This is a genomic window from Bacteroidales bacterium (assembly GCA_016709865.1).
GTDB lineage: Bacteria > Bacteroidota > Bacteroidia > Bacteroidales > VadinHA17 > LD21.
Genome location: JADJLX010000005.1, coordinates 1,576,438 through 1,596,536 on the forward strand (window position 1 = coordinate 1,576,438; position 20,099 = coordinate 1,596,536).

A 20,099-nucleotide genomic window follows, 5' to 3' on the forward strand; every position below is an offset into this window, starting at 1 on the left:
GCTCTTACAAAAGATCGAAAATCTTTTCAAGTCCCATTCCTCTCGATCCCTTAATCAAAACAGTTTTACCTTTAACTGGTTCATTTTTAAGATATTCTATCAGTTTGCCCTTTTCAAGGAATGATTTTATTCCTGATTTGGCTGATACCCTCTCAAAAACAGGTCCGACAAGAATCGACTGGGTAAACTTATAAGCCAAGACCTCTTCAAGAATTTTCTTATGCTCCTCTTCACTCTTCTCTCCCAGCTCAAACATATCACCAAGGATTACCATCTTATTATCCTCTGCAAGTTCAGAGAAGGCTTTGAGGGCCAGATGCATGCTTGTAGGATTTGCATTGTAAGCATCGCAGATAAGAGTATTGTTTTTTGTTTTTGTAACCTGTGATCTGTTGTTCGCAGGCTGATAATTCTCAACTGCATCAACAATATCTTTTATATCAACATCAAAGAAGAGACCTGTCGCAATTGCGGCTTTAAGATTTTCAATATTATAGCTGCCGAATAAATTAGTCTTTATATTATATGTATGGTGCTGATAAGTGGCTTTTATTTCAATATTAATTGCTGATGGTACTTGTTCAATACCCAACTCAATTCCAGTAGGATCTGAAAATGGTACAGCTCTGTTAACATTTTTGAATATTTTTTCTGTCAGAAGCGGGTTAGTATCATTATATAGTGCTACTCCGTTAACCTTCCGTAAATATTCATATAATTCCGTTTTTGCTTTTACTACACCCTCAAAGGAACCGAACCCTTCAATATGTGCAGTACCTATATTTGTTATAATTCCAAAATCAGGTCTGGCAATAAGGCATAGTGTTCTGATCTCACCAATATGATTAGCCCCAAGCTCTATAATCATCATCTGGGTATCTTCCGGGGCTGAAAGAATAGTAAGAGGAACTCCTATATGGTTATTCAGGTTTCCACGGGTATAGTGTACCTTTTTTTTCTTTGAAACAATAGCAGCAATCAGTTCTTTGGTCGTTGTTTTACCATTGGTTCCGGTAATTGCCAGAACCGGAACCTTCATCTCTTTCCTGTGATGTGTGGCAAGAGCCTGCAGTTCATTGAGGCAATCATCCACAAGGATAGTATTTTCGGTTTCGAAAAGAGGATCATCAATTACTGCACATATTGCACCTTTCTCAAGAGCCTCAGCAGCAAATTTATTACCATTGTAGTTCTCTCCCCAAAGGGCAAAAAACAGTTGACCCTTGCTTACTGTGCGCGAATCAGTAGCTATTCCCGTTGACTCTTTATAGAGTTCATATAGTTGATCTGTCTTCATATTGGTAAAAAAATGCCTCATTATTCAACATAATGAGGCTGTATTTTCAGAGAACTTTTTCTTTTATAATCCGGACGGACTTCCTACCCTGATCATTGCACATCTGAACCCGATATCGTCACGTGATTCTTCCTGATCTAGGAATCTTCTTGTTGCCGGGTTTAGCCAGTATGCCCTGTCTTTCCATGATCCGCCTTTGTATACTCGTGCATTATCATTGAGGAGAGTAACAAAATCCTGACTCCCCGGGGTAAGGTCCTGTGAATACATCCTGAGTGAACCTTTCTTACCGTCTTCAACTGTCCAGTCTGCGCCGCCAACGATAGCTGACTGAAGGTCACCGTCCCTGTAGTTTCTGTAATCACCTTTCTGGTAATTATATCTGTTTGCTACGTCGGCATCTTTTACAGTATCAATATATAGTCTTCCTAGTTTATCTTTCCCAACTACTGTTCCGTTTGCATCTCTTCTGACATCTGTGTATACGTTGCCCCTGAAAGGGTTAAAGCCATCAACATCTTCCGAGGTAAGCGGACGATAAACATCCTGCACCCATTCATTTACGTTTCCTGCCATGCAATAGAGACCGTAATCGTTTGGCCAGTATGATTTAACATCAACTGTAATACTTCCGTTATCGTTCAGGCTTCCTGCAACACCCATTAGGTCGCCTCTGCCACGAACAAAGTTTGCCATCATCTCACCACGTACTTTCGGGTCGGCGTTTCTGACAACTTCTCCATCCCATGGATAAATTCTTCTTTCATAAACTCTTTCCTCGAAAGTATTTCCCCTGAGTGCGTATGCTGCAAATTCCCATTCAGCTTCCGTGGGGAGCCTGTAGCTTGGAAGGAGCACTCCATCCTCGAAGTTGGTTCTGCGTTCAGTCTGATTCGGATTGAGACTCTCACGAAGCTGATTCACAACTCCTTCATACAGACCTGCAAGATATGCTTCGGTATTAAAGTTTTTATCATTTAACTGGTTTGGATCGGGATTTAGTTCACCCTCATCAATCAGAATCTGCTCATTTACCCTGTCAGTTCTCCATAGGCAGAAGTCATTAGCTTTTAACCAGCTTACTCCAACAACGGGATAGTTATTATATGACGGGTGTCTGAAATAGTACTGAACATAAGGATCGTTGAAACCCATCGGACTTCTCCAGACTAAAGTGTCAGGTAGTGCTCTTCTGAAAACTTCAGGATAATCTTTGTAAACCCTGCGCAGCCAGAAAAGGTATTCACGGTAGTCGATATTCTTAACTTCCGTCTCGTCCATGTAAAAAGATGATACAGTTACAGTTCTGGGTTTGTTGTTCCAGTCGAACATAACATCCTGCTGTACCTGGCCCATTGTAAAGCGGCCACCTTCAATAAGTACAAGACCAGGACCTGTTTTCTGATCTGCTCCGAGAGTGACCTCAAACCCGCCATTGTCAGGATTATTATATTCCCAGCCTGTTGCGGTAGAGACATTCTCATTCCCGCCTCCCTTTTTCTTGAATATACAGGATGTGAATAGTAAAACAGAAATTAAAACAATTGGTAAGGCTCTGAATTTATACATAACTCCTTTAGTTTTATGGCTTTTAAGAATACTCAAATATAGCATTTTTTACTAAAACAATCTTTTTTTGATGCCCAAATATAACTACAATTTAGGAAAATTTATTGTTTTAATTGTTTTTCTTTTATCAACATTATTTAAACTGAATGCCAATCCTGTCTGATGAAGAAGTGAGAAAGGCATCATATTATTTCCTGATGAAATATTAAAACGATAATTGTAATATACACTCATTCTGCCTGCTTTTACCGAAAACCCTGTCTGCATATTTATATTATCCCAATTATCATCTAATAATAATGCATTGAATGACAAATAATTACTTTCAAAAACAGTTCCTGCTCCCGCAGATAAATATCCTCCCTGCATCACAATGTATCCGAGTGGTCTGAGTTTAACATTATCTGAATTACCAAGGTTAATATCATATAAAACGTGAAGGAGAAGTTTCCTCTTAAGTTTTTCATCATGACTTAAATTTTCTGAAAGATCAGGCTCAGCAAGATGACTTACCGAAATACCGCCGGTAAGCTTACCTGTCATAATTAGAAATCCTGCTCCGATATCAAATACCGACTTTCCGGTATTAGTCATAACATCACCTGTTGGGTAAATAACTCCTCCAAGCGGATCAATCTGATCGGGCAGTATTGCACCATTGAAATTAAAACCCCGATGAAATACTGAAGCCGAAAGTCCTGCATTTATGAAGAGGTCTTTTCCAGCCTGCAAATAGTATGAATATGAAACTCCTCCTCTCATTTCGTTGGCTATACCACACATAAAATCATCAGACAAATAGATTCCAACTCCTCCGTGAAGCGATGGTAAATAAGAATCGTATGAAACAATAACTGAATGAAGATTATAACTGTTACCGGGGAAGTAATTATTATACGACAACCTTATTACTCCGTCGCCTTCACTGCCGGAAAGTGCAGGGTTGTTCATAAGAATCAGCTGATAACCAGGACCTGACTCACTATCCTGCCCCTTGCAGAAGAGAGAGAAAACAACAAAAAGAGTGATAATACTAATTAGTCTCATGAACACCACGGGTAAACTGCAATATCAACGTTATGAATCCGTTATTATTATCATCCCGTTGATTATGCAAAAAAACAAAATAAGTTAGCAAAGAAAAAGCACATTTCTATCTTTGTCAGGAAGAATGAAAAAAATAGTTTCAATATCACTTATTTACCTGTTTGTTTTTGTCTCTGGTCTTAGCGGACAGAAATCAGGCCAGAACTATGCCTCATCATCAGTCTTATCCTCAGGGCAATGGTACAGGATTGCAGTTTTGTCGGACGGGATTTACAGAATTGATTATTCCAGGCTGAAACAGCTGGGGCTGTTGAATCCATCGAATCCGCGGCTTTATTGTAACAATTCCGGACAGTTATCGTATTATAATAATGATCCTGCTGCTGACGACCTTAAAGAGATCCCGGTATATACATCTACAGGATCTGACGGCATATTCAATGAGGGAGATTATCTGTTGTTCTTCGGAAAAGGTACCCACCGATGGACCTATAATGAAAAATTAAAAGATTACGATTTTCTCCGTCATAATTATTCAGATACAGCTTATTATTTTATTACATCGTCTGCAACTACTCAGGGCAAGAGAATAATAACTCTTCAGGAACCAACCCAGGCTGCTACGTTTATCTCTTCACTGTCTGATGCTTTATATATTCATGAGATTGAAAATGAAAACCTGCTTAAATCCGGAAGGGAGTGGTTTCAACAGATACTGGATCTTGATATTAACCCCGGATTTTCCGAAATAAGTACTACCAGCCGTTTAAAATATAAAATCAGAGTAGCTGCCAGGGCAGGAACAACAACAACATTCAGACTTTATGACGGGGGTTCGCTTAAAAAAAGCATTCAGGTACCCGGTATAAACCTTTATAATTATACAGGTATCCAGGCACAGATAGTATCTGATACAGGTTCATTTTTGCCTTCTTCGGCTGCACCTGTTCTGCAGTTAAGGTTCTCAGGTAACAGCGAACCTGGTGCGAAGGGATGGGTCGATTTTGTTCAGCTCAAAGGCAGAAGAACAAATTCATTTACGGGGAAGCTGGTGCAATACAGCGATTCAAGATCCGTTGCACCAGGTGGTATAACCAGTTATTCAATTAAAAGCCAGATAAATGATGCTTTGATATGGGACATTTCAGATCCGGAAAATCCTAAACAGGTATTGTTTACAAAAACAGGAGATAATATTACATTTAAATCACTCAGCGATTCATTAAAATCATTCGTTGCGTTTACTCTTTCAAATGCTTCAGTTCCTGTAATAAAAACAGCTGCTATTCCGAACCAGAATCTTCATGGCTCTGAATCTGCTGACATGATTATAGTTACTCATCCCCTGTTCAAATCGCACGCAGAAAAGCTGGCAGAAATTCACTTCGCAAACAGTGGTCTGATCTCACAAATTGTTACTCCAGTTCAGATTTACAATGAATTCTCGGGAGGTATACCGGATATTGCTGCAATCAGGAACTATGTAAGGATGAAGTACATAAAACAATCCGGAACTGATCATCCTCTCAAATATCTGCTGCTGTTTGGTGATGGCTCGTACGAAAACAAGACGCTTCCTCCCGGTAACCCGAATTTTATTCCGACATACCAGTCGCAAAATTCAAATGTTGTTGTCAATTCATTCACATCTGATGACTTTTACGGATTACTTGAAGACGGAGAAGGTGAAGCAGACGGAACTGAGGATATTGGCATCGGGAGGATGCCTGTTTCTGATACTGCCCAGGCTGGAATAATTATTTCAAAAATTAAGAAATACCTCGATCCGGTTAACATGGGTGACTGGAAAAACATAATATGCATAACTGCAGATGACGAGGATGGCAATGCACATATGTCAGATGCTGAAGGACTTGCCAGTGTACTGAAAGACAGCGTTCCTGAATATAATATTGATAAAATCTACCTTGATGCATTTAAACAGACAACAAATGTTGGGGGACAGTCTTATCCGGATGTAAATAAAGCAATTACCGCCAGAATAAATAACGGTTGCCTAATTTTCAACTATGTGGGTCATGGAGGAGAAGGTGGTCTTGCCCATGAGGGGGTTATCAAACCTGAAGATATTAATTCATGGAAGAACGGAGGAAAACTGCCGCTGTTCATTACTGCCACATGTGAGTTCAGCAGATTCGACGATGCAGAGATGAATGTTGCTACACATGAGCTTTTCGGAAAAACATCTGCAGGTGAAATGGTGCTTCTGAATAAAGAAGGAGGTGCAATAGCACTTATGTCTACAACAAGGGTTGTTTACTCTGCACCGAATTTCTTTCTGAACAGGAATATTTTCAATTATGCATTCAGCCGTGATGAAGACGGGAATGCCCTCACACTGGGTGATATTATAAGGATTGCTAAAAACAAATCAGGGAGCGGTCCGAATAAGAGGAATTTTACACTCCTTGGCGATCCTGCACTCACCCTGGCTTATCCGTGGCATGGCAAAATAATAACCGATTCTGTTAATAATGTGTCGGTTACAGAAAAAACAGATAGCCTGAAAGCCTTGTCCGTTGTGACAATTTCAGGACATATAGAAGATAAAAACGGAGTACATATGAACTCCTTTAACGGAGTAGTCTCACCACAGGTATATGATAAAGAGAGTAAGATAAAAACTCTTGCCAATGACGGTGGACAGACTTTGGAATTCAATCTCAGGAACAGTATTATTTTTAGCGGCAAAACAAGAGCCAGAAACGGAAAGTTCAGCTTTACTTTTATAGTTCCAAGAGATATTAACTATACTTTCGGGAATGGTAAGATCAGCTACTATGCCAATGAAAATAATGAAGATATGAACGGTAGTTTCAATAATATTATAGTCGGAGGATTTTCAAGCACAGCCGTCTTCGATACATCTGGTCCGGTGATAAGGCTGTTTCTCAACGATACTCTCTTCAGAAACGGCGGAATCACTGACAAAAATCCGAGGCTACTTGCGATAATAGAAGATAAGGGTGGAATAAATACTTCAGGATCGGGAATTGGTCATGATATAACTGGTTTCCTTGATAAAGAGGTAACACTGCCTATTGTTCTAAATAACTATTATACAAATGATTTTGATAATTATTCGAGGGGTACGATTTCTTATAATCTCACTGATCTTAGCATGGGAAGCCATTCAATAACTGTCAAGGCATGGGATAACTTCAATAACTCTTCTGAACAGACGATTTCTTTCTTTGTGGAATCTGAAGATAAATTCATTCTTAAAAATCTTATCAATTATCCAAACCCTTTCTTCACCGAGACAAATATTACCGGAGAGCATAACAGGCCTGACACTGAGTTGGAGGTCACAATAAATATCTTTAATCTCAGCGGACGCATAATAAAAATTATTAAAACAAGGGTGCCATCAACCGGCTACTCAATCCCTCCGGTCACCTGGGACGGAAACGATGACAGCGGAAGAAGAGTGGGAAAGGGAATTTATCCCTATTCAGTTACTATTAAAGTATCGGAAGGTACCGGTGAAACAGCAAGGGCCTCAGGTCGTATGATCATTTTGTGACAGTTACACAATATTTCGGGCGAAAATTTGTTTTATATTTGCACAATCGTAGAATCTTAATTACAGGCATGAAGAAAAAGTTAGCTATTATATTATTATTACTCGTGGCCCTATCGGGCAAGACGGTACTCTTCTCTCAGGATCTGAATGCAATACAGACTGTTGTACCCTTCCTTACTATTGCTCCTGATTCCCGTTCAGGAGGTATGGGTGACGTAGGTGCTGCAACATCACCTGATGTTTACAGCATGCACTGGAATCCTGCAAAATTTGCTTTTATCGACGGCGAAGGCGGTGTGGGAGTATCCTATTCTCCATGGCTGAGGAACCTTGTTCCTGATATAAATATTGCTTATCTGACCGGATATAAGAGGATTGACGACAAACAGGTAGTTAGCGGAAGCTTAATATATTCATCACTCGGACTTGTACCGCTAACAGATGAATGGGGAAATCCGCTGCGGGATATTAATCCTAATGAATTTGCCATTGACGCCGGATATTCAAGGGTCTTTGCAGAAAATCTTTCAGGAGGACTTGCTTTCAGATTTATTTATTCAAACCTCACAAGTGGTTTTTCCGCAGGAGGTGAAGATACAAAACCAGGTACTTCATTTGCTGCCGATATTTCAGGTTATTATAATAAGGATGTTACAATTCTCAGTAAAGACGGACAACTGGCATTCGGACTTATTTTTTCCAATATCGGTTCAAAAATGAGTTACTCTGATGCTCAGACTTCTGATTTTATTCCAATGAATTTGCGGATAGGCAGTTCAGGTACAATTGAACTTGATCAGTATAATAAAATCAGTGTTTCCTTTGACATAAATAAACTTCTGGTACCTACAACACCCCAGTATAGCACATCAAATGCAGATAGTATTATTGCAGGGAAAGATCCCAATGTAGCTGTCCCTGTAGCTATATTCCAGTCATTTATTGATGCTCCGGGCGGTTTTAAAGAGGAACTCCATGAGCTGACATATTCATATGGAGTTGAGTACTGGTACAACAGTCAGTTTGCTATCAGAGGCGGATATTTTCATGAGAATGAAACAAAGGGAAACAGAAAATATTTTACTGCAGGTGCAGGTTTCAGACTTAAGATATTCACAATAGATTTCTCCTACCTGATGCCACTCACTCAAAATCATCCTCTCGCACGTACTCTGAGGTTTTCCCTCGCATTCGACTTTAATGCTTTGAGAAACGCAGGCAGATCAAAGGGATGAATATCAGAATTGGCCAGGGAATCGATTTTCACAGACTTGAAAAAGGATTAAACCTTTGGCTGGGAGGAGTACAAATACCTGCTTCAAAGGGATGTGTTGCCCACTCCGACGGAGATGTCCTTCTTCATTCTATATGTGATGCACTTCTGGGTGCTGCCGGTTTAAGAGATATAGGATTTTATTTTCCTGATTCAAGCGCAGAGTTTAAAGGTATCGACAGCAAAATCATACTCAAAAGGACATTCGATCTGATAAAAGCAAAAGGATTCAGCGTCGTTAATATAGATGGTACGGTTTGCCTTGAGAATCCAAAAATCTCTCCATTTATTGAGGAAATGAGAAGCACAATCTCTGCTATCGTTAATACAGATGCTGAAAATATTACAATTAAGGCTACCACAACTGAAAAGCTTGGATTCACCGGACGTGAAGAGGGAGTAGTTGCACTCGCCGTTGTATTGCTTAACCGCCAGACTTAAGATAGATTATAATGGAGAAAACTACTTTGGTACTTGGAGCAAGTCCGAATCCTGACAGATTCGCATATAAGGCCATCAGAAGTCTGCAGAGGAGAAATATTCCCGTTATTGCTATTGGCAGAAGAGATGTCGATCTTGGTAATCTGCAGATAAGAAAAGGTATGCCAGCCGATTTAGGAAGTGTACATACCATAACAGTGTACATGAATGCAAAAAATCAGAAAGAGTTTTACGATTATATTCTTTCACTTACCCCAAAAAGAATAATATTTAATCCGGGAACTTCAAATCCGGAACTTGCTGAAACAGCCAGGAAGAAAGGTATTGAAGTTGTTGAAGATTGTATGCTGGTGATGCTTAATACAGGAAAGTTTTGATTAATTCATCGTCAGCAACATAAGGTACAGTTACCCTTAGTCCCGGGGTTCTCCCCATCTCCCTCTTAATAGCAAACATAGCTTCATCGTTACGGGCCCAGCTCCGGCGGGCAATTCCATTGTTAACGTCCCAGTGGAGCATCATCTTAAGCTTATCATCAGTTTCACTGCTTCCATCGAGCACTAATCCAAAGCCCCCATTTATAACTTCTCCCCAGCCTACTCCTCCTCCATTGTGCAATGAAACCCATGTTGCCCCCCGGAATGAATCACCGATGACATTCTGTACTGCCATATCAGCTGTAAATTTTGAACCATCATAGATATTGGATGTCTCTCTGTATGGTGAATCTGTTCCTGACACATCGTGATGATCGCGTCCAATAACCACAGGTGCGGATATTTTTCCTTTGGCAATAGCACTGTTAAAAGCTGAAGCAATAGCAGCCCTGCCTTCTGCATCAGCATATAAAATTCGTGCCTGTGAACCAACCACCAGTTTATTTTTTGCAGCCTCTTTAATCCAGTGTATATTATCAGCCATCTGCTGTCTGATCAGTTCAGGAGATCTTTCGATTAATTCAGTAAGAACCTCAGTGGCTATAGTATCAGTAACAGCCAGATCAGCAGGATCATTTGAGCAGCAGACCCATCTGAAAGGTCCAAAACCATAATCGAAACACATTGGCCCCATAATATCCTGAACATAAGAAGGATATCTGAACTCTCCATCTGGTTTCATAACATCACCGCCAGCCCTGGAAACCTCAAGCAGAAATGCATTGCCATAATCAAAAAAATATGTTCCCCTGGCAGTATGTCTGTTAATGGCAGCTATCTGTCTTCTCAGCGACTCACACACCAGCTCCCTGAATCTGTCAGGTTCAGCTGACATCAGCCTGTTGGATTCCTCAAAGCTTATTCCGGCAGGATAATAACCTCCCGACCATGGGTTATGAAGCGAAGTCTGGTCTGATCCCAGGTCAACATATATATTTTCGTCTGCAAATTTCTCCCACACATCAACAATGTTTCCATGATATGCCAGTGAAACAATTTCATTGTTCTTCTTTGCCTGATTTACCCTGTCGGTAAGTTTACCAATATCTGAATACACCTCATCTACCCAGCCCTGGGAATGTCTGATTTGAATAACCTTCTGATTTACCTCAGCCACAACAGAGATGATCCCTGCTATTGAAGCAGCCTTAGGCTGAGCACCTGACATTCCTCCCAATCCGGATGACAGGAAAAGCCTTCCTTTCAGATCATTCGGATTACTGCTTATCAGCCTGCCGGCATTAAGAATAGTAATTGTTGTACCGTGAACTATCCCCTGAGGGCCTATATACATATACGAACCGGCAGTCATCTGTCCGTACTGTGAAACACCGAGAGCGTTAAACTTCTCCCAATCGTCCTGGGCTGAATAATTTGGTATCACCATACCATTGGTTACAACAACTCGGGGTGAATTTTTAAATGAAGGAAAGAGTCCGAGCGGATGACCTGAATACATTACAAGAGTCTGTTCATCAGTCATTTCAGAGAGATACTTCATTGTCAGAAGATATTGCGCCCAATTCTGAAAAACAGCGCCATTCCCACCATATGTAATAAGCTCATGCGGATGTTGTGCTACTTCGTTATCAAGGTTATTAGAGATCATAATCATGATTGCTGCCGCGCTTTTCGATCTGTGGGGAAACTCTTCGAGATGACGGGCCTTTATTGTGTAATCAGGTCTGAACCTGTACATATATATACGCCCGTAAGTTTCCAGTTCCACTGCAAATTCCTCTGCCAGAACCTTATGAAATCTTACAGGAAAGTATCTGAGTGCATTTTTTATTGCCAGAATCTTTTCGGAATGTGACAATATATCCTTTCTTTTTGGAGCATGATTCAGACTTTTATCGAATGGTTTTGGATCAGGGAGCACTTCTGGTATCCCCTTTGAAATAAGTTTTTGAAACTCGGGAGTGGTCATTATAATGCGAATGATAATATTGTAAAGTTAAGATTTTTTTTGCCTCTCCCCAACCCCTCCCCCAGGAGGGAGGGGCTGAAATCCGTATCAGGTGATTGCTCCCCTTCTCCCCCGGGAGAAGGGGCCGGGGGATGAGGTCTCCGAAACAAAAAAGCTGACCCGTATTGAGTCAGCTTTCTTTATTTCATCGGTCTGTTATAAATGACCCTCTTTAATTATCTCATCATCAACGAGAATACGGCCGCAATATTCACACACAATAATTTTCTTTCTTGATTTAATATCGAGCTGTCTCTGTGGGGGTATCTGGTTAAAGCAACCTCCGCAGGCATCCCTCTGAACAGAAACAACTGCCAGACCGTTACGTGCATTTGAACGTATACGCTTGTAAGCAGTAAGAAGTCTCTCTTCGATAATAGCTTCCACTTTTTCGGATTTTTTATAAAGGCCTTCCTCCTCTTTCTGTGTATCAGAGATAATCTCATCAAGTTCTGATTTCTTGTTCTCGAGATCAGACTTACGGTCAGCAAGAGTTACTTCAGAATCTGCAATAACAAGTTTTTTCTCATCTATCAGGAAATTAAACTCCTTTATTTTCTTGTTATATAATTCGATCTCCAGATTCTGGTATTCAATCTCTTTTGACAGTGAATCAAATTCCCTGTTATTTCTTACATTTTTCTGCTGTTCTTCATATTTTTTTATGAGAGCCTCAGAATCGGTTATCTCATTTAACTTCTTAGAAACCGATTTTTCAAGGTTAACCACCTCTTCCTTCAGATTGCCCAAACGTGTCTCCAAACCTGCTATCTCATCCTCAAGATCCTGCACTTCAAGAGGCAGTTCACCTCTGAGTGTTTTGATCTTATCAATCTCTGAATCAACCAACTGTAAACTAAATAATGCTCTTAATCTCTCTTCAACAGAAATTTCAGATTCATGTGCTTTTGCTTTTTCCATCTTTACAAATAATTTATCGGATTCGTATTTGTTTCTGAAAACCGGACTGCAAATTTAGGGAATTTTTTCTTAATTAGGTCTTTTAAAATTTCTGATGAGAATTTTTCAGTCTCAAAATGGCCGGCATCCACAAGCAGAATCTTATTATCAGCATCAAAAAAATTATGATATTTTATATCTGCAGTAATAAAAACATCGGCTCCGGAAGCAATTGCAACAGGAAGTAGTGATACTCCTGAACCTCCGCATAAAGCAACCTTTCTGATCTTCTTTCCTGTAAGTTTTGAGAATCTGACGCCTTTTATTTCAAAAACAGAGGAGATCAGTTTCAGAAGCTCATTCTCTCCAATCGGTTCAGAAAAATCACCTGTACATCCCAACCCTGCACCATAGAATTTATTTTCCAGTTCATATAAATCGTATGCCACCTCCTCATATGGATGTGCAGCAAGAAGAGCCCTGACTACCTTTTCTTTAAGATGCGAGAATAATATTGTTTCAAACCTGCTTTCATTTTCAAGATGCATTTCACCCTTTTTACCGGCAAAAGGATTTGCAGATTCATTTCCTCTGAAACTCCCGGTACCGTCTGTAACGAAACCGCATTGGTCGTAGTTGCCTATAACACCGGCACCTGCTTCAAAAAGCGCAGCCCTTACCCTATCCAAATGTGACACAGGAATATATGTAACCAGCTTCAGAAGCCTGTGTTCCAGTGGAGAGAGGACCTTAATATCTTTAAGCTCCAGCTTTTCAGCCATCTTTCTGCTGACACCATTATGAAAAATGTCAAGGTTTGTGTGAGCAGAATAAACAGCAATACCGTTATCGGTGCATTTGTAGATAATTCTCCCGACAAGAGATGAGTCGCTGATTTTTTTAATACCTCCGAATAACAGTGGATGGTGTGAAACGACTAGATTACAATTACTATTAATTGCCTCATCGATAACTTCTTCGGTAACGTCAAGAGCAATTAATGCGGAAGTTATTTCTGTATCTGCTTTTCCAATCTGAAGACCTGAATTGTCATAACTTTCCTGAAATGACAATGGCACTTCCGAATCGAGGTATGAACAAATTTCTTTTAGTTTCATATTTGTTTCTTTTCTCTGTGCAACTCTATGCCAGCCGAAGCTTGCCGAAGGCCTCTGTGTCTCTCTGTGTAACAAAAAAAAGAACTGTCACAGAGTTTCACTGAGGATGCACAGAGTTACACAGAGTTTATTAAACTCCATCCCGGATATCGAGAAGCATGGCTTTGATTTTCTGCAAAGACTCATTGATCTCGAATTTATACTCAGTTTCCGCCCACTTTTCAGCCAGTCGTTTTTTTGCTCCAGAGAGTGTCATTCCCTCCTCTTTTACAAGATGATGAATGATCCTGAGGTTTTTAATGTCGGCCGGAGTAAACAACCTGTTGCCCTTTTTGTTTTTCATCGGCTTCAGAACATCAAATTCATTCTCCCAGAACCTGACAGTAGATACCGGTACTTCAAGCATTTCTGCTACTTCTCCAATAGAATAATAGAGCTTTTCGATCTTTTTTTCCTTGTATGGCATAGCAACTATTTATAAGTTATTTCACCTTTTTCCGAAATACTGATTACACTCTCCGGGAAATCAGCTGCAGTCAGATCGCGGATCTTCCTGATAACACTTCCGTTTGAATCATATTTAACTCCTCCCGGCCATGGCTGATACACCGGAATAATCTTACCCGATAAAAACCTTCCTGATATGTCTGTTTTGATTTTCATTATTGGTGCCAGACCGTTTGGTCCTGCAAGATTAAACCTTCCATATGTACAGAAATTACCAAGACTATAGCTTATGAAGCGTTCATTATAAACCTCAATTGCACGCGTTACATGAGGGCCATGCCCAAAAACCACATCAGCCCCGTTATCAATCACAAAGTGAGCAAATTTATAAACATTTCCCCTGTTTTCACCATGAAATATCTCATCTGTTCTCGTGACATTCTGAAATTCAGCCCCTTCAGCCCCTCCATGAAAAGATACTATTACAATATCGCATGTATCGGCCAGCATTCTGACTATCTCACCGGCTTTCAAATATTCATTAATATTCACAGTTCCTGCATTTGGCGCAAAGGCGCAGAAGCCATAGAGAAGAGAATCTTTCTTCAGAATGGACCATGGATGCTCCTGCAATCCGGCATAAACTATCCCGACTGAATCAAGAATCTCTTTTGTCCTGATTCTGGATGGCTGCCCGAAATCCCCAAAGTGGTTATTTGCAAGGCTCAGCATATCAAACCCTGTTGAAGTAAGAGCTGATATATATCGTTCCGGCATTCTGAAAAGATAACACAATGTTGTATCCCTGCACTTTTTGGCAGCCTCACCGTTGTTCAGAAATGAACCCTCAAGGTTACCGAAAGTAATGTCAGATGAAATAAGTGTATCGGCTACACTTTCTAATAGAAGAAATGGATTATCCCGGGGCGGAAGAAATTTTACTGAGGGGAATGAAGAACCAAGCATTATGTCGCCAACCCCTGTAATTACTACTTCTCTTTTGCTAATCGCTGTATCCTGATATTCCGGAAGAAATGAATTAACTTTTCCTGCCGGATAAGTAATTAATGGGAAAACAAATAATAAGGAGAGTGGCAGAATTAACCGAACCGGTATCTTCATAATAGTAATAAAATGGCTAATCAAAAGACTGACCGGTTTTGGAAGCAATCTCAATCATTCTTTCATATTCAGCGGCTGACAGATCTTCAAAATAATAATTTACCGGATCAACATTAACACCGTTCAGTTTTATTTCGTAATGAAGATGATTAGCAACAGACTGTCCTGTACTTCCAACATAACCAATTATATCGCCTCTCTGAACCTTCTGTCCCACCCTTACATTAAAATCATTCAGATGAGCGTAAATGCTTGTATACCCGAAACCATGATCTATAATAATGTGTTTCCCAAGTCCGCGTTGCGAAATAACACGTGCAACAACTGTTCCGTTACCTGTTGCATAAACATCAGTTCCCTCTGGAGCAGTGAAATCCATTCCGTAATGGAATTTTATGATTTTATATATTGGGTGAATCCTTCTTCCGAAACCGGAAGCAGTTCTTTTAAGATCTTTATTCGAAATTGGAATTATAGCAGGGACTGATCTGAGCATCTCTTCTTTCCTTGATGCCAGGGATATCAGATCATCAAATGATTTGGACTGAATATAGACTTTCTTCCTTATTTTATCGAGCCTGGTTGCTGTTTCAATTACAAGTTTCGAATTAGAATAGCCTTCCAATGATTTATACCTGTTTACTCCGCCTACTCCACCGTCGCGCAGGGTTGCAGGGATAGGTTCAGCTTCAAAAATTGTCCGGTAAAGATTATCGTCGGTTTTCTGAAGTCCGTCGAGAACATTCTCAATATTAGCCATATCCCTCTGAATGAGATCATACTGAATAGCAAGTTGTTCAACCTCCCTCTTTAGTGCTTTTTCCTTCGGAGAATCAAAAAAGGAAGCAAAAATAACCCAGTAGATCAGGGCAATAATTACAGAACCGACAAGATAAGCCAGTGTTCTGAATAACAAAGCCCTGACCCCAAGTCTGACTCTGTCGAAACTTAGTGATTCAGGATTAAATTTATACTTTGTTCTTGGCATAACATGGCAAAGATAATCAATTCTGTAAAAAATGAAACCTCTGGTGAATATTGAAGGTTATGAAGAGATAAAAAGATAAAAGAATGAATTACCTGAAATTGGATTTTGCCGAGAACTCCTGGATCATCTCATTAAATTCCTTGGAGGTCACGTCATTATTAAAGAAATTAATAGGATTGGTATGCTGACCCAATTTTTCTATCTGGTAATGAAGATGAGGGCCTGATGAAAGTCCGGTACTGCCGCTTAGTCCAATGAGTTCGCCTCTTTTGATATTCATCCCCTTGGGAACAGTTATCTCGCTAAGATGGCCGTAATATGATTTTAAACCGTAACCATGATCGATAACAACAAGGTTACCAAAACCACCGGAGTTCCAGCCCGATTCTACAATTGTCCCGTCGCCTGTTGCATATACTTTGGTTCCGTAGGGAACTTCAAAATCCTGGCCATAGTGCGGCCGGGGTGTTCCGAGAACCGGATGAATATCGCGGAATCCGAATTTGTCTCCGAGCCTGAATTCAACACTTACCGGGCTTATTGAGGGCATATGATCCAATTCCCTCTTCCATTCAGTTGCGCTCTCGAGAAGATAATTAAATGATTCGGATTGAACACTTGAAAGATTTTTTATCTCTTCAATCTTTGCCCTGTATGCAATAATCATAGAGGAATTCATGTAACCATTTAGATCCCTGAACCTGTCGACACCTCCATAACCTGCCATTCTGTATGATTCTGCAAGTGTATCAAGGTCAAGGATGGGACGATACATAACATCATCAGATAGTCTGAAACTGTTTAGTGTGGTTATGGAATTATCGAGTTCACGTCCGATAAGAGAATACTGTAGTTTCATGTTTTCAACCTGCTGTGTCAGCATTTTCTCTTTAGGAGAACCATAATACTTCTCAAAAAGAACTCCATATACAACAGCAATAACTACAGTTGCTGCAAACCAGAGAAAAAACCGCAAAAGCTTTGCCTTCCATGGTAACCTAACCTGCTTATACTGCAGATCAGATAAATCAAGCACGTATTTACGGTTTCGCAACAAAAGGCAATAGTTTTTTTAATTTTTATTTTGGTAATCGACAAATCTAAATCAAATAAATTAATTTTACAAGCCAAAAATCAGGTAATTTTACTTAACACTATGATTAACAAAATGAAAGCGCAGGAACTGAGGGATTTGTTTTTTGATTTTTTCAGATCAAAAGGTCATAATATTGTTCCATCGGCACCGATGGTTGTAAAAAATGACCCTACTCTGATGTTCACTAATGCAGGGATGAATCAGTTCAAAGATATCTTCCTGGGAAACCAGCAGGCAATAAATAAAAGAGTGGCAAATTCCCAGAAATGCCTTCGTGTTTCAGGGAAGCATAACGATCTTGAAGAGGTCGGACATGATACATATCACCATACCATGTTTGAAATGCTTGGCAACTGGTCGTTTGGTGACTATTTTAAAAAAGATGCCATTGAGTGGGCGTGGGAACTGCTTGTCGATAAGCTGGGAATACCTGAAGACAGACTTTATGCAACAATATTTGAAGGAAGCAGGGAAGATAATGTTCCGCGCGATGATGAGGCCTATGGTTACTGGGAAAAGTGTTTTTCAAATCCTGCAGGCAAGATAATTGAAGGATCAAAAAAAGATAACTTCTGGGAAATGGGTGAATCAGGACCATGCGGACCATGTTCTGAAATTCATGTTGATATAAGGGATGACGAAGAGAGGAAAAAAATATCCGGTAAGGATCTTGTAAACAAAGGGCATCCCCACGTTATAGAAATATGGAATCTTGTATTTATTCAGTACAATAGAAAAGCCGACGGGATACTTGAGCAACTACCTTCGAAACATGTAGATACAGGTATGGGATTTGAAAGGCTCTGTATGGTCATTCAGGGCAAAAAATCGAATTATGAAACTGACATTTTTCAGTCTGTAATTAAAGAGATCTCAACAATAACAGGAAAGCCTTACGGCGAAAATGAGAAATGGGATATTGCCTTAAGGGTTATAGCCGATCACCTCAGGGCTGTTTCGTTTTCAATTGCCGACGGACAGCTTCCTTCAAACAATAAGGCTGGCTATGTTATAAGAAGGATTCTTCGCCGTGCAGTCAGATATGGATACAATAATCTGGGAATCGAGGAACCATTTATGTATAAGCTCGTTCCTGTTCTTGCTGAAACAATGGGGAATCAGTATCCGGAACTTGTTGCCGGAAAAGACCATATATCCAAGATCATCTTTGAAGAAGAAACAGCTTTCCTGAAAACACTCGGGAAGGGACTGAAAATGATTGAGAAGATGATTTCAGACCTTAGAAAAGAGAAGAAAAATATTCTCCCCGGCAAGGTTGCTTTTGAAATGTACGACACTTTCGGATTCCCTGTTGATCTTACACAACTGATTCTGAAAGAGAACTATATGCATCTCGACATAAAAGGATTTGAGGATGAGATGAAAAATCAGAAGGAACGTTCGAGAGAGGATGCTACTGTTGAAACTGCTGACTGGATTATAATACGTGATATTGAAGGAACTGAATTCACAGGTTACGACAAAACTGAAGATGATGTTCTTATAACCAGATACCGCACGGTAAAAGTAAAAGGGAAAGAGAGTTACCAGATAATATTCAATAAAACTCCCTTTTATGCTGAATCGGGAGGACAAACAGGGGATACGGGTGTGATTACTTCCGGTAAAGAGAAGATTATTATCACAGATACAGTAAAGGAGAATAACCTGATAATTCACATGGCAGTGCAACTGCCAGCCGATGCCGCCGTAACTTTCAGGGCATCAGTGGATACAGAGAAGCGCCGGATGACAGCTAATAATCATACTGCCACCCACCTTCTGCATTTCGCACTAAGGTCTGTCCTTGGAAACCACGTGGAACAAAAGGGTTCGCTGGTAACTCCTGATCGCTTAAGGTTCGATTACAGTCACTTTTCCAAACCTACAAGGGAAGAACTGGCACAGGTGGAAGAGATCGTAAACAGGATGGTAAGGGAGAATCATGACAGTAAGGTAACTTACGGTGTCACAATGGAGAAAGCCAAATCTATGGGAGCCATGGCTCTCTTCGGTGAAAAATACGGCGATACTGTAAGAGTTGTGGAATTCGGAAAATCGGTTGAATTATGCGGCGGAACCCATGTTGAAGCAACCGGGTCGATAGGTATTGTGAAAATAATAACAGAAGGGGCTATAGCCTCAGGCATCAGAAGAATAGAAGCTGTAACTGCCTCAAAAGCTGAAGAATACATAAATGAAAAATTAAACACGATCGACGAAATTGCCATCCTTCTGAAGAGCACAGGAAATGTTACAGAAAGTGTTGAAAGGCTTTTGGCTGACAATGCCTCACTCAGAAAGAGTGTTGAGAAATACCAGGCACAGTCAACTTCCATAATGCTCAATGAACTTGTTGAGAAGGCTGAAACAATTAATAAAATCAGGTTTATCTCAGGGAAAGTTGAAGCTGAGTCAGCAGAAATACTGAAAAATATTGCTTACCAGATCAGAAGCACATCTGAAAACAGTGTCCTCGTTTTAGGCTCTGAAAACAACGGTAAAGCCAATCTGCTGGTAATGGTCAGCGACAATCTGGTTAAGGAAAGAAACCTGAATGCTGTCACAATCATCAGAGAAATTTCGGCAGAAATAAACGGAGGCGGAGGTGGTCAGCCATTTCTTGCTACGGCCGGTGGGAAAAACCCTGGGGGCATAGGTAATGCCATTAAAAAAGCGGAGGAGTATCTGAAGAATGTAAAGTATTGAATATATGCTTTATACATTTCCCCTCCTTTTGAAGGAGGGGTGGCCGCAGGAAAATGCTTGTTTGTTTTTGCAAAGCTAATTTGCGGCCGGGGTGGTTGATTATTATCACTGCAATCACCTTTTTGCATTATGTGATATT

General features: G+C 40.2%; 15 protein-coding genes. 5 read left to right on the forward strand and 10 right to left on the reverse strand.

What is annotated here, in order from left to right; genetic code table 11:
• Positions 1 to 4: 4 nt before the first annotated feature.
• The 3 genes from IPJ16_14955 to IPJ16_14965 form a co-directional block, all read right to left on the reverse strand.
• Positions 5 to 1,297: a UDP-N-acetylmuramoyl-tripeptide--D-alanyl-D-alanine ligase gene (locus IPJ16_14955; GenBank protein ID MBK7628473.1), complete on the reverse strand. Its 1,293-nt coding sequence runs from the start codon at positions 1,295 to 1,297 to the stop codon at positions 5 to 7.
• A gap of 63 nt (positions 1,298 to 1,360) precedes the next feature.
• On the reverse strand, positions 1,361 to 2,866 hold the full coding sequence (locus IPJ16_14960; GenBank protein ID MBK7628474.1) for an SUMF1/EgtB/PvdO family nonheme iron enzyme: 1,506 nt from the start codon (positions 2,864 to 2,866) through the stop codon (positions 1,361 to 1,363).
• Between the two features lie 84 nt (positions 2,867 to 2,950).
• Positions 2,951 to 3,913, reverse strand: a complete 963-nt coding sequence (locus IPJ16_14965; GenBank protein MBK7628475.1) for a PorP/SprF family type IX secretion system membrane protein — start codon at positions 3,911 to 3,913, stop codon at positions 2,951 to 2,953.
• A 124-nt stretch (positions 3,914 to 4,037) separates the two neighbouring features.
• Here IPJ16_14965 and porU point away from each other — a divergent pair, with 124 nt between their 5' ends.
• The 4 genes from porU to IPJ16_14985 all read left to right on the forward strand — a co-directional run bounded on the left by porU (position 4,038) and on the right by IPJ16_14985 (position 9,551).
• Positions 4,038 to 7,460 (forward strand): type IX secretion system sortase PorU, encoded by a 3,423-nt coding sequence (gene porU, locus IPJ16_14970; GenBank protein ID MBK7628476.1) that lies wholly within the window; start codon positions 4,038 to 4,040, stop codon positions 7,458 to 7,460.
• A 68-nt stretch (positions 7,461 to 7,528) separates the two neighbouring features.
• Positions 7,529 to 8,695 carry a type IX secretion system outer membrane channel protein PorV gene (porV, locus tag IPJ16_14975; GenBank protein MBK7628477.1) on the forward strand — a complete coding sequence of 389 codons (1,167 nt, stop codon included), beginning with the start codon at positions 7,529 to 7,531 and terminating at the stop codon, positions 8,693 to 8,695.
• Positions 8,692 to 9,174: a 2-C-methyl-D-erythritol 2,4-cyclodiphosphate synthase gene (locus IPJ16_14980; protein MBK7628478.1), complete on the forward strand. Its 483-nt coding sequence runs from the start codon at positions 8,692 to 8,694 to the stop codon at positions 9,172 to 9,174. Before porV ends, IPJ16_14980 begins: the two co-directional genes overlap by 4 nt.
• An 11-nt stretch (positions 9,175 to 9,185) precedes the next feature.
• The gene (locus tag IPJ16_14985) at positions 9,186 to 9,551 is read left to right on the forward strand and encodes a CoA-binding protein (GenBank protein MBK7628479.1); all 366 of its coding nucleotides are present in this window, start codon (positions 9,186 to 9,188) and stop codon (positions 9,549 to 9,551) included.
• Here IPJ16_14985 and IPJ16_14990 read toward each other — a convergent pair.
• From IPJ16_14990 to IPJ16_15020, 7 genes are all read right to left on the reverse strand, one after another.
• A complete protein-coding gene (locus tag IPJ16_14990) occupies positions 9,532 to 11,541 on the reverse strand; it encodes a urocanate hydratase (GenBank protein ID MBK7628480.1) in 2,010 nt (669 codons plus the stop codon). The two genes, IPJ16_14985 and IPJ16_14990, sit on opposite strands and share 20 nt — an antisense overlap.
• Positions 11,542 to 11,736: 195 nt before the next feature.
• Positions 11,737 to 12,501 (reverse strand): hypothetical protein, encoded by a 765-nt coding sequence (locus IPJ16_14995; GenBank protein ID MBK7628481.1) that lies wholly within the window; start codon positions 12,499 to 12,501, stop codon positions 11,737 to 11,739.
• A 2-nt stretch (positions 12,502 to 12,503) separates the two neighbouring features.
• Positions 12,504 to 13,598 (reverse strand): Nif3-like dinuclear metal center hexameric protein, encoded by a 1,095-nt coding sequence (locus IPJ16_15000; GenBank protein MBK7628482.1) that lies wholly within the window; start codon positions 13,596 to 13,598, stop codon positions 12,504 to 12,506.
• 130 nt (positions 13,599 to 13,728) lie between these two features.
• Positions 13,729 to 14,064, reverse strand: coding sequence for a MerR family transcriptional regulator (locus IPJ16_15005; protein MBK7628483.1), 336 nt, complete (start codon positions 14,062 to 14,064; stop codon positions 13,729 to 13,731).
• Between the two features lie 5 nt (positions 14,065 to 14,069).
• Positions 14,070 to 15,167, reverse strand: a complete 1,098-nt coding sequence (locus IPJ16_15010; GenBank protein MBK7628484.1) for a CapA family protein — start codon at positions 15,165 to 15,167, stop codon at positions 14,070 to 14,072.
• Between the two features lie 16 nt (positions 15,168 to 15,183).
• A complete protein-coding gene (locus tag IPJ16_15015; protein ID MBK7628485.1) occupies positions 15,184 to 16,155 on the reverse strand; it encodes a M23 family metallopeptidase in 972 nt (323 codons plus the stop codon).
• 88 nt (positions 16,156 to 16,243) lie between these two features.
• On the reverse strand, positions 16,244 to 17,191 hold the full coding sequence (locus IPJ16_15020; GenBank protein ID MBK7628486.1) for a M23 family metallopeptidase: 948 nt from the start codon (positions 17,189 to 17,191) through the stop codon (positions 16,244 to 16,246).
• Positions 17,192 to 17,323: 132 nt separating this feature from the next.
• Here IPJ16_15020 and alaS point away from each other — a divergent pair, with 132 nt between their 5' ends.
• Positions 17,324 to 19,960 (forward strand): alanine--tRNA ligase, encoded by a 2,637-nt coding sequence (gene alaS / locus IPJ16_15025; protein MBK7628487.1) that lies wholly within the window; start codon positions 17,324 to 17,326, stop codon positions 19,958 to 19,960.
• Positions 19,961 to 20,099: the final 139 nt, after the last annotated feature.

Coding starts and splice junctions, on each gene's coding strand:
- IPJ16_15000 (MBK7628482.1), bottom strand. CDS start 13,598: ATGAAACTAAAAGAAATTTGTTCATACCTCGATTCGGAAGTGCCATTG.
- IPJ16_15010 (MBK7628484.1), bottom strand. CDS start 15,167: ATGAAGATACCGGTTCGGTTAATTCTGCCACTCTCCTTATTATTTGTT.
- IPJ16_15015 (MBK7628485.1), bottom strand. CDS start 16,155: ATGCCAAGAACAAAGTATAAATTTAATCCTGAATCACTAAGTTTCGAC.
- IPJ16_14965 (MBK7628475.1), bottom strand. CDS start 3,913: ATGAGACTAATTAGTATTATCACTCTTTTTGTTGTTTTCTCTCTCTTC.
- alaS (MBK7628487.1), top strand. CDS start 17,324: ATGAAAGCGCAGGAACTGAGGGATTTGTTTTTTGATTTTTTCAGATCA.
- IPJ16_14955 (MBK7628473.1), bottom strand. CDS start 1,297: ATGAAGACAGATCAACTATATGAACTCTATAAAGAGTCAACGGGAATA.
- porU (MBK7628476.1), top strand. CDS start 4,038: ATGAAAAAAATAGTTTCAATATCACTTATTTACCTGTTTGTTTTTGTC.
- IPJ16_14980 (MBK7628478.1), top strand. CDS start 8,692: ATGAATATCAGAATTGGCCAGGGAATCGATTTTCACAGACTTGAAAAA.
- porV (MBK7628477.1), top strand. CDS start 7,529: ATGAAGAAAAAGTTAGCTATTATATTATTATTACTCGTGGCCCTATCG.
- IPJ16_15005 (MBK7628483.1), bottom strand. CDS start 14,064: ATGCCATACAAGGAAAAAAAGATCGAAAAGCTCTATTATTCTATTGGA.
- IPJ16_14985 (MBK7628479.1), top strand. CDS start 9,186: ATGGAGAAAACTACTTTGGTACTTGGAGCAAGTCCGAATCCTGACAGA.
- IPJ16_14990 (MBK7628480.1), bottom strand. CDS start 11,541: ATGACCACTCCCGAGTTTCAAAAACTTATTTCAAAGGGGATACCAGAA.
- IPJ16_14960 (MBK7628474.1), bottom strand. CDS start 2,866: ATGTATAAATTCAGAGCCTTACCAATTGTTTTAATTTCTGTTTTACTA.
- IPJ16_14995 (MBK7628481.1), bottom strand. CDS start 12,501: ATGGAAAAAGCAAAAGCACATGAATCTGAAATTTCTGTTGAAGAGAGA.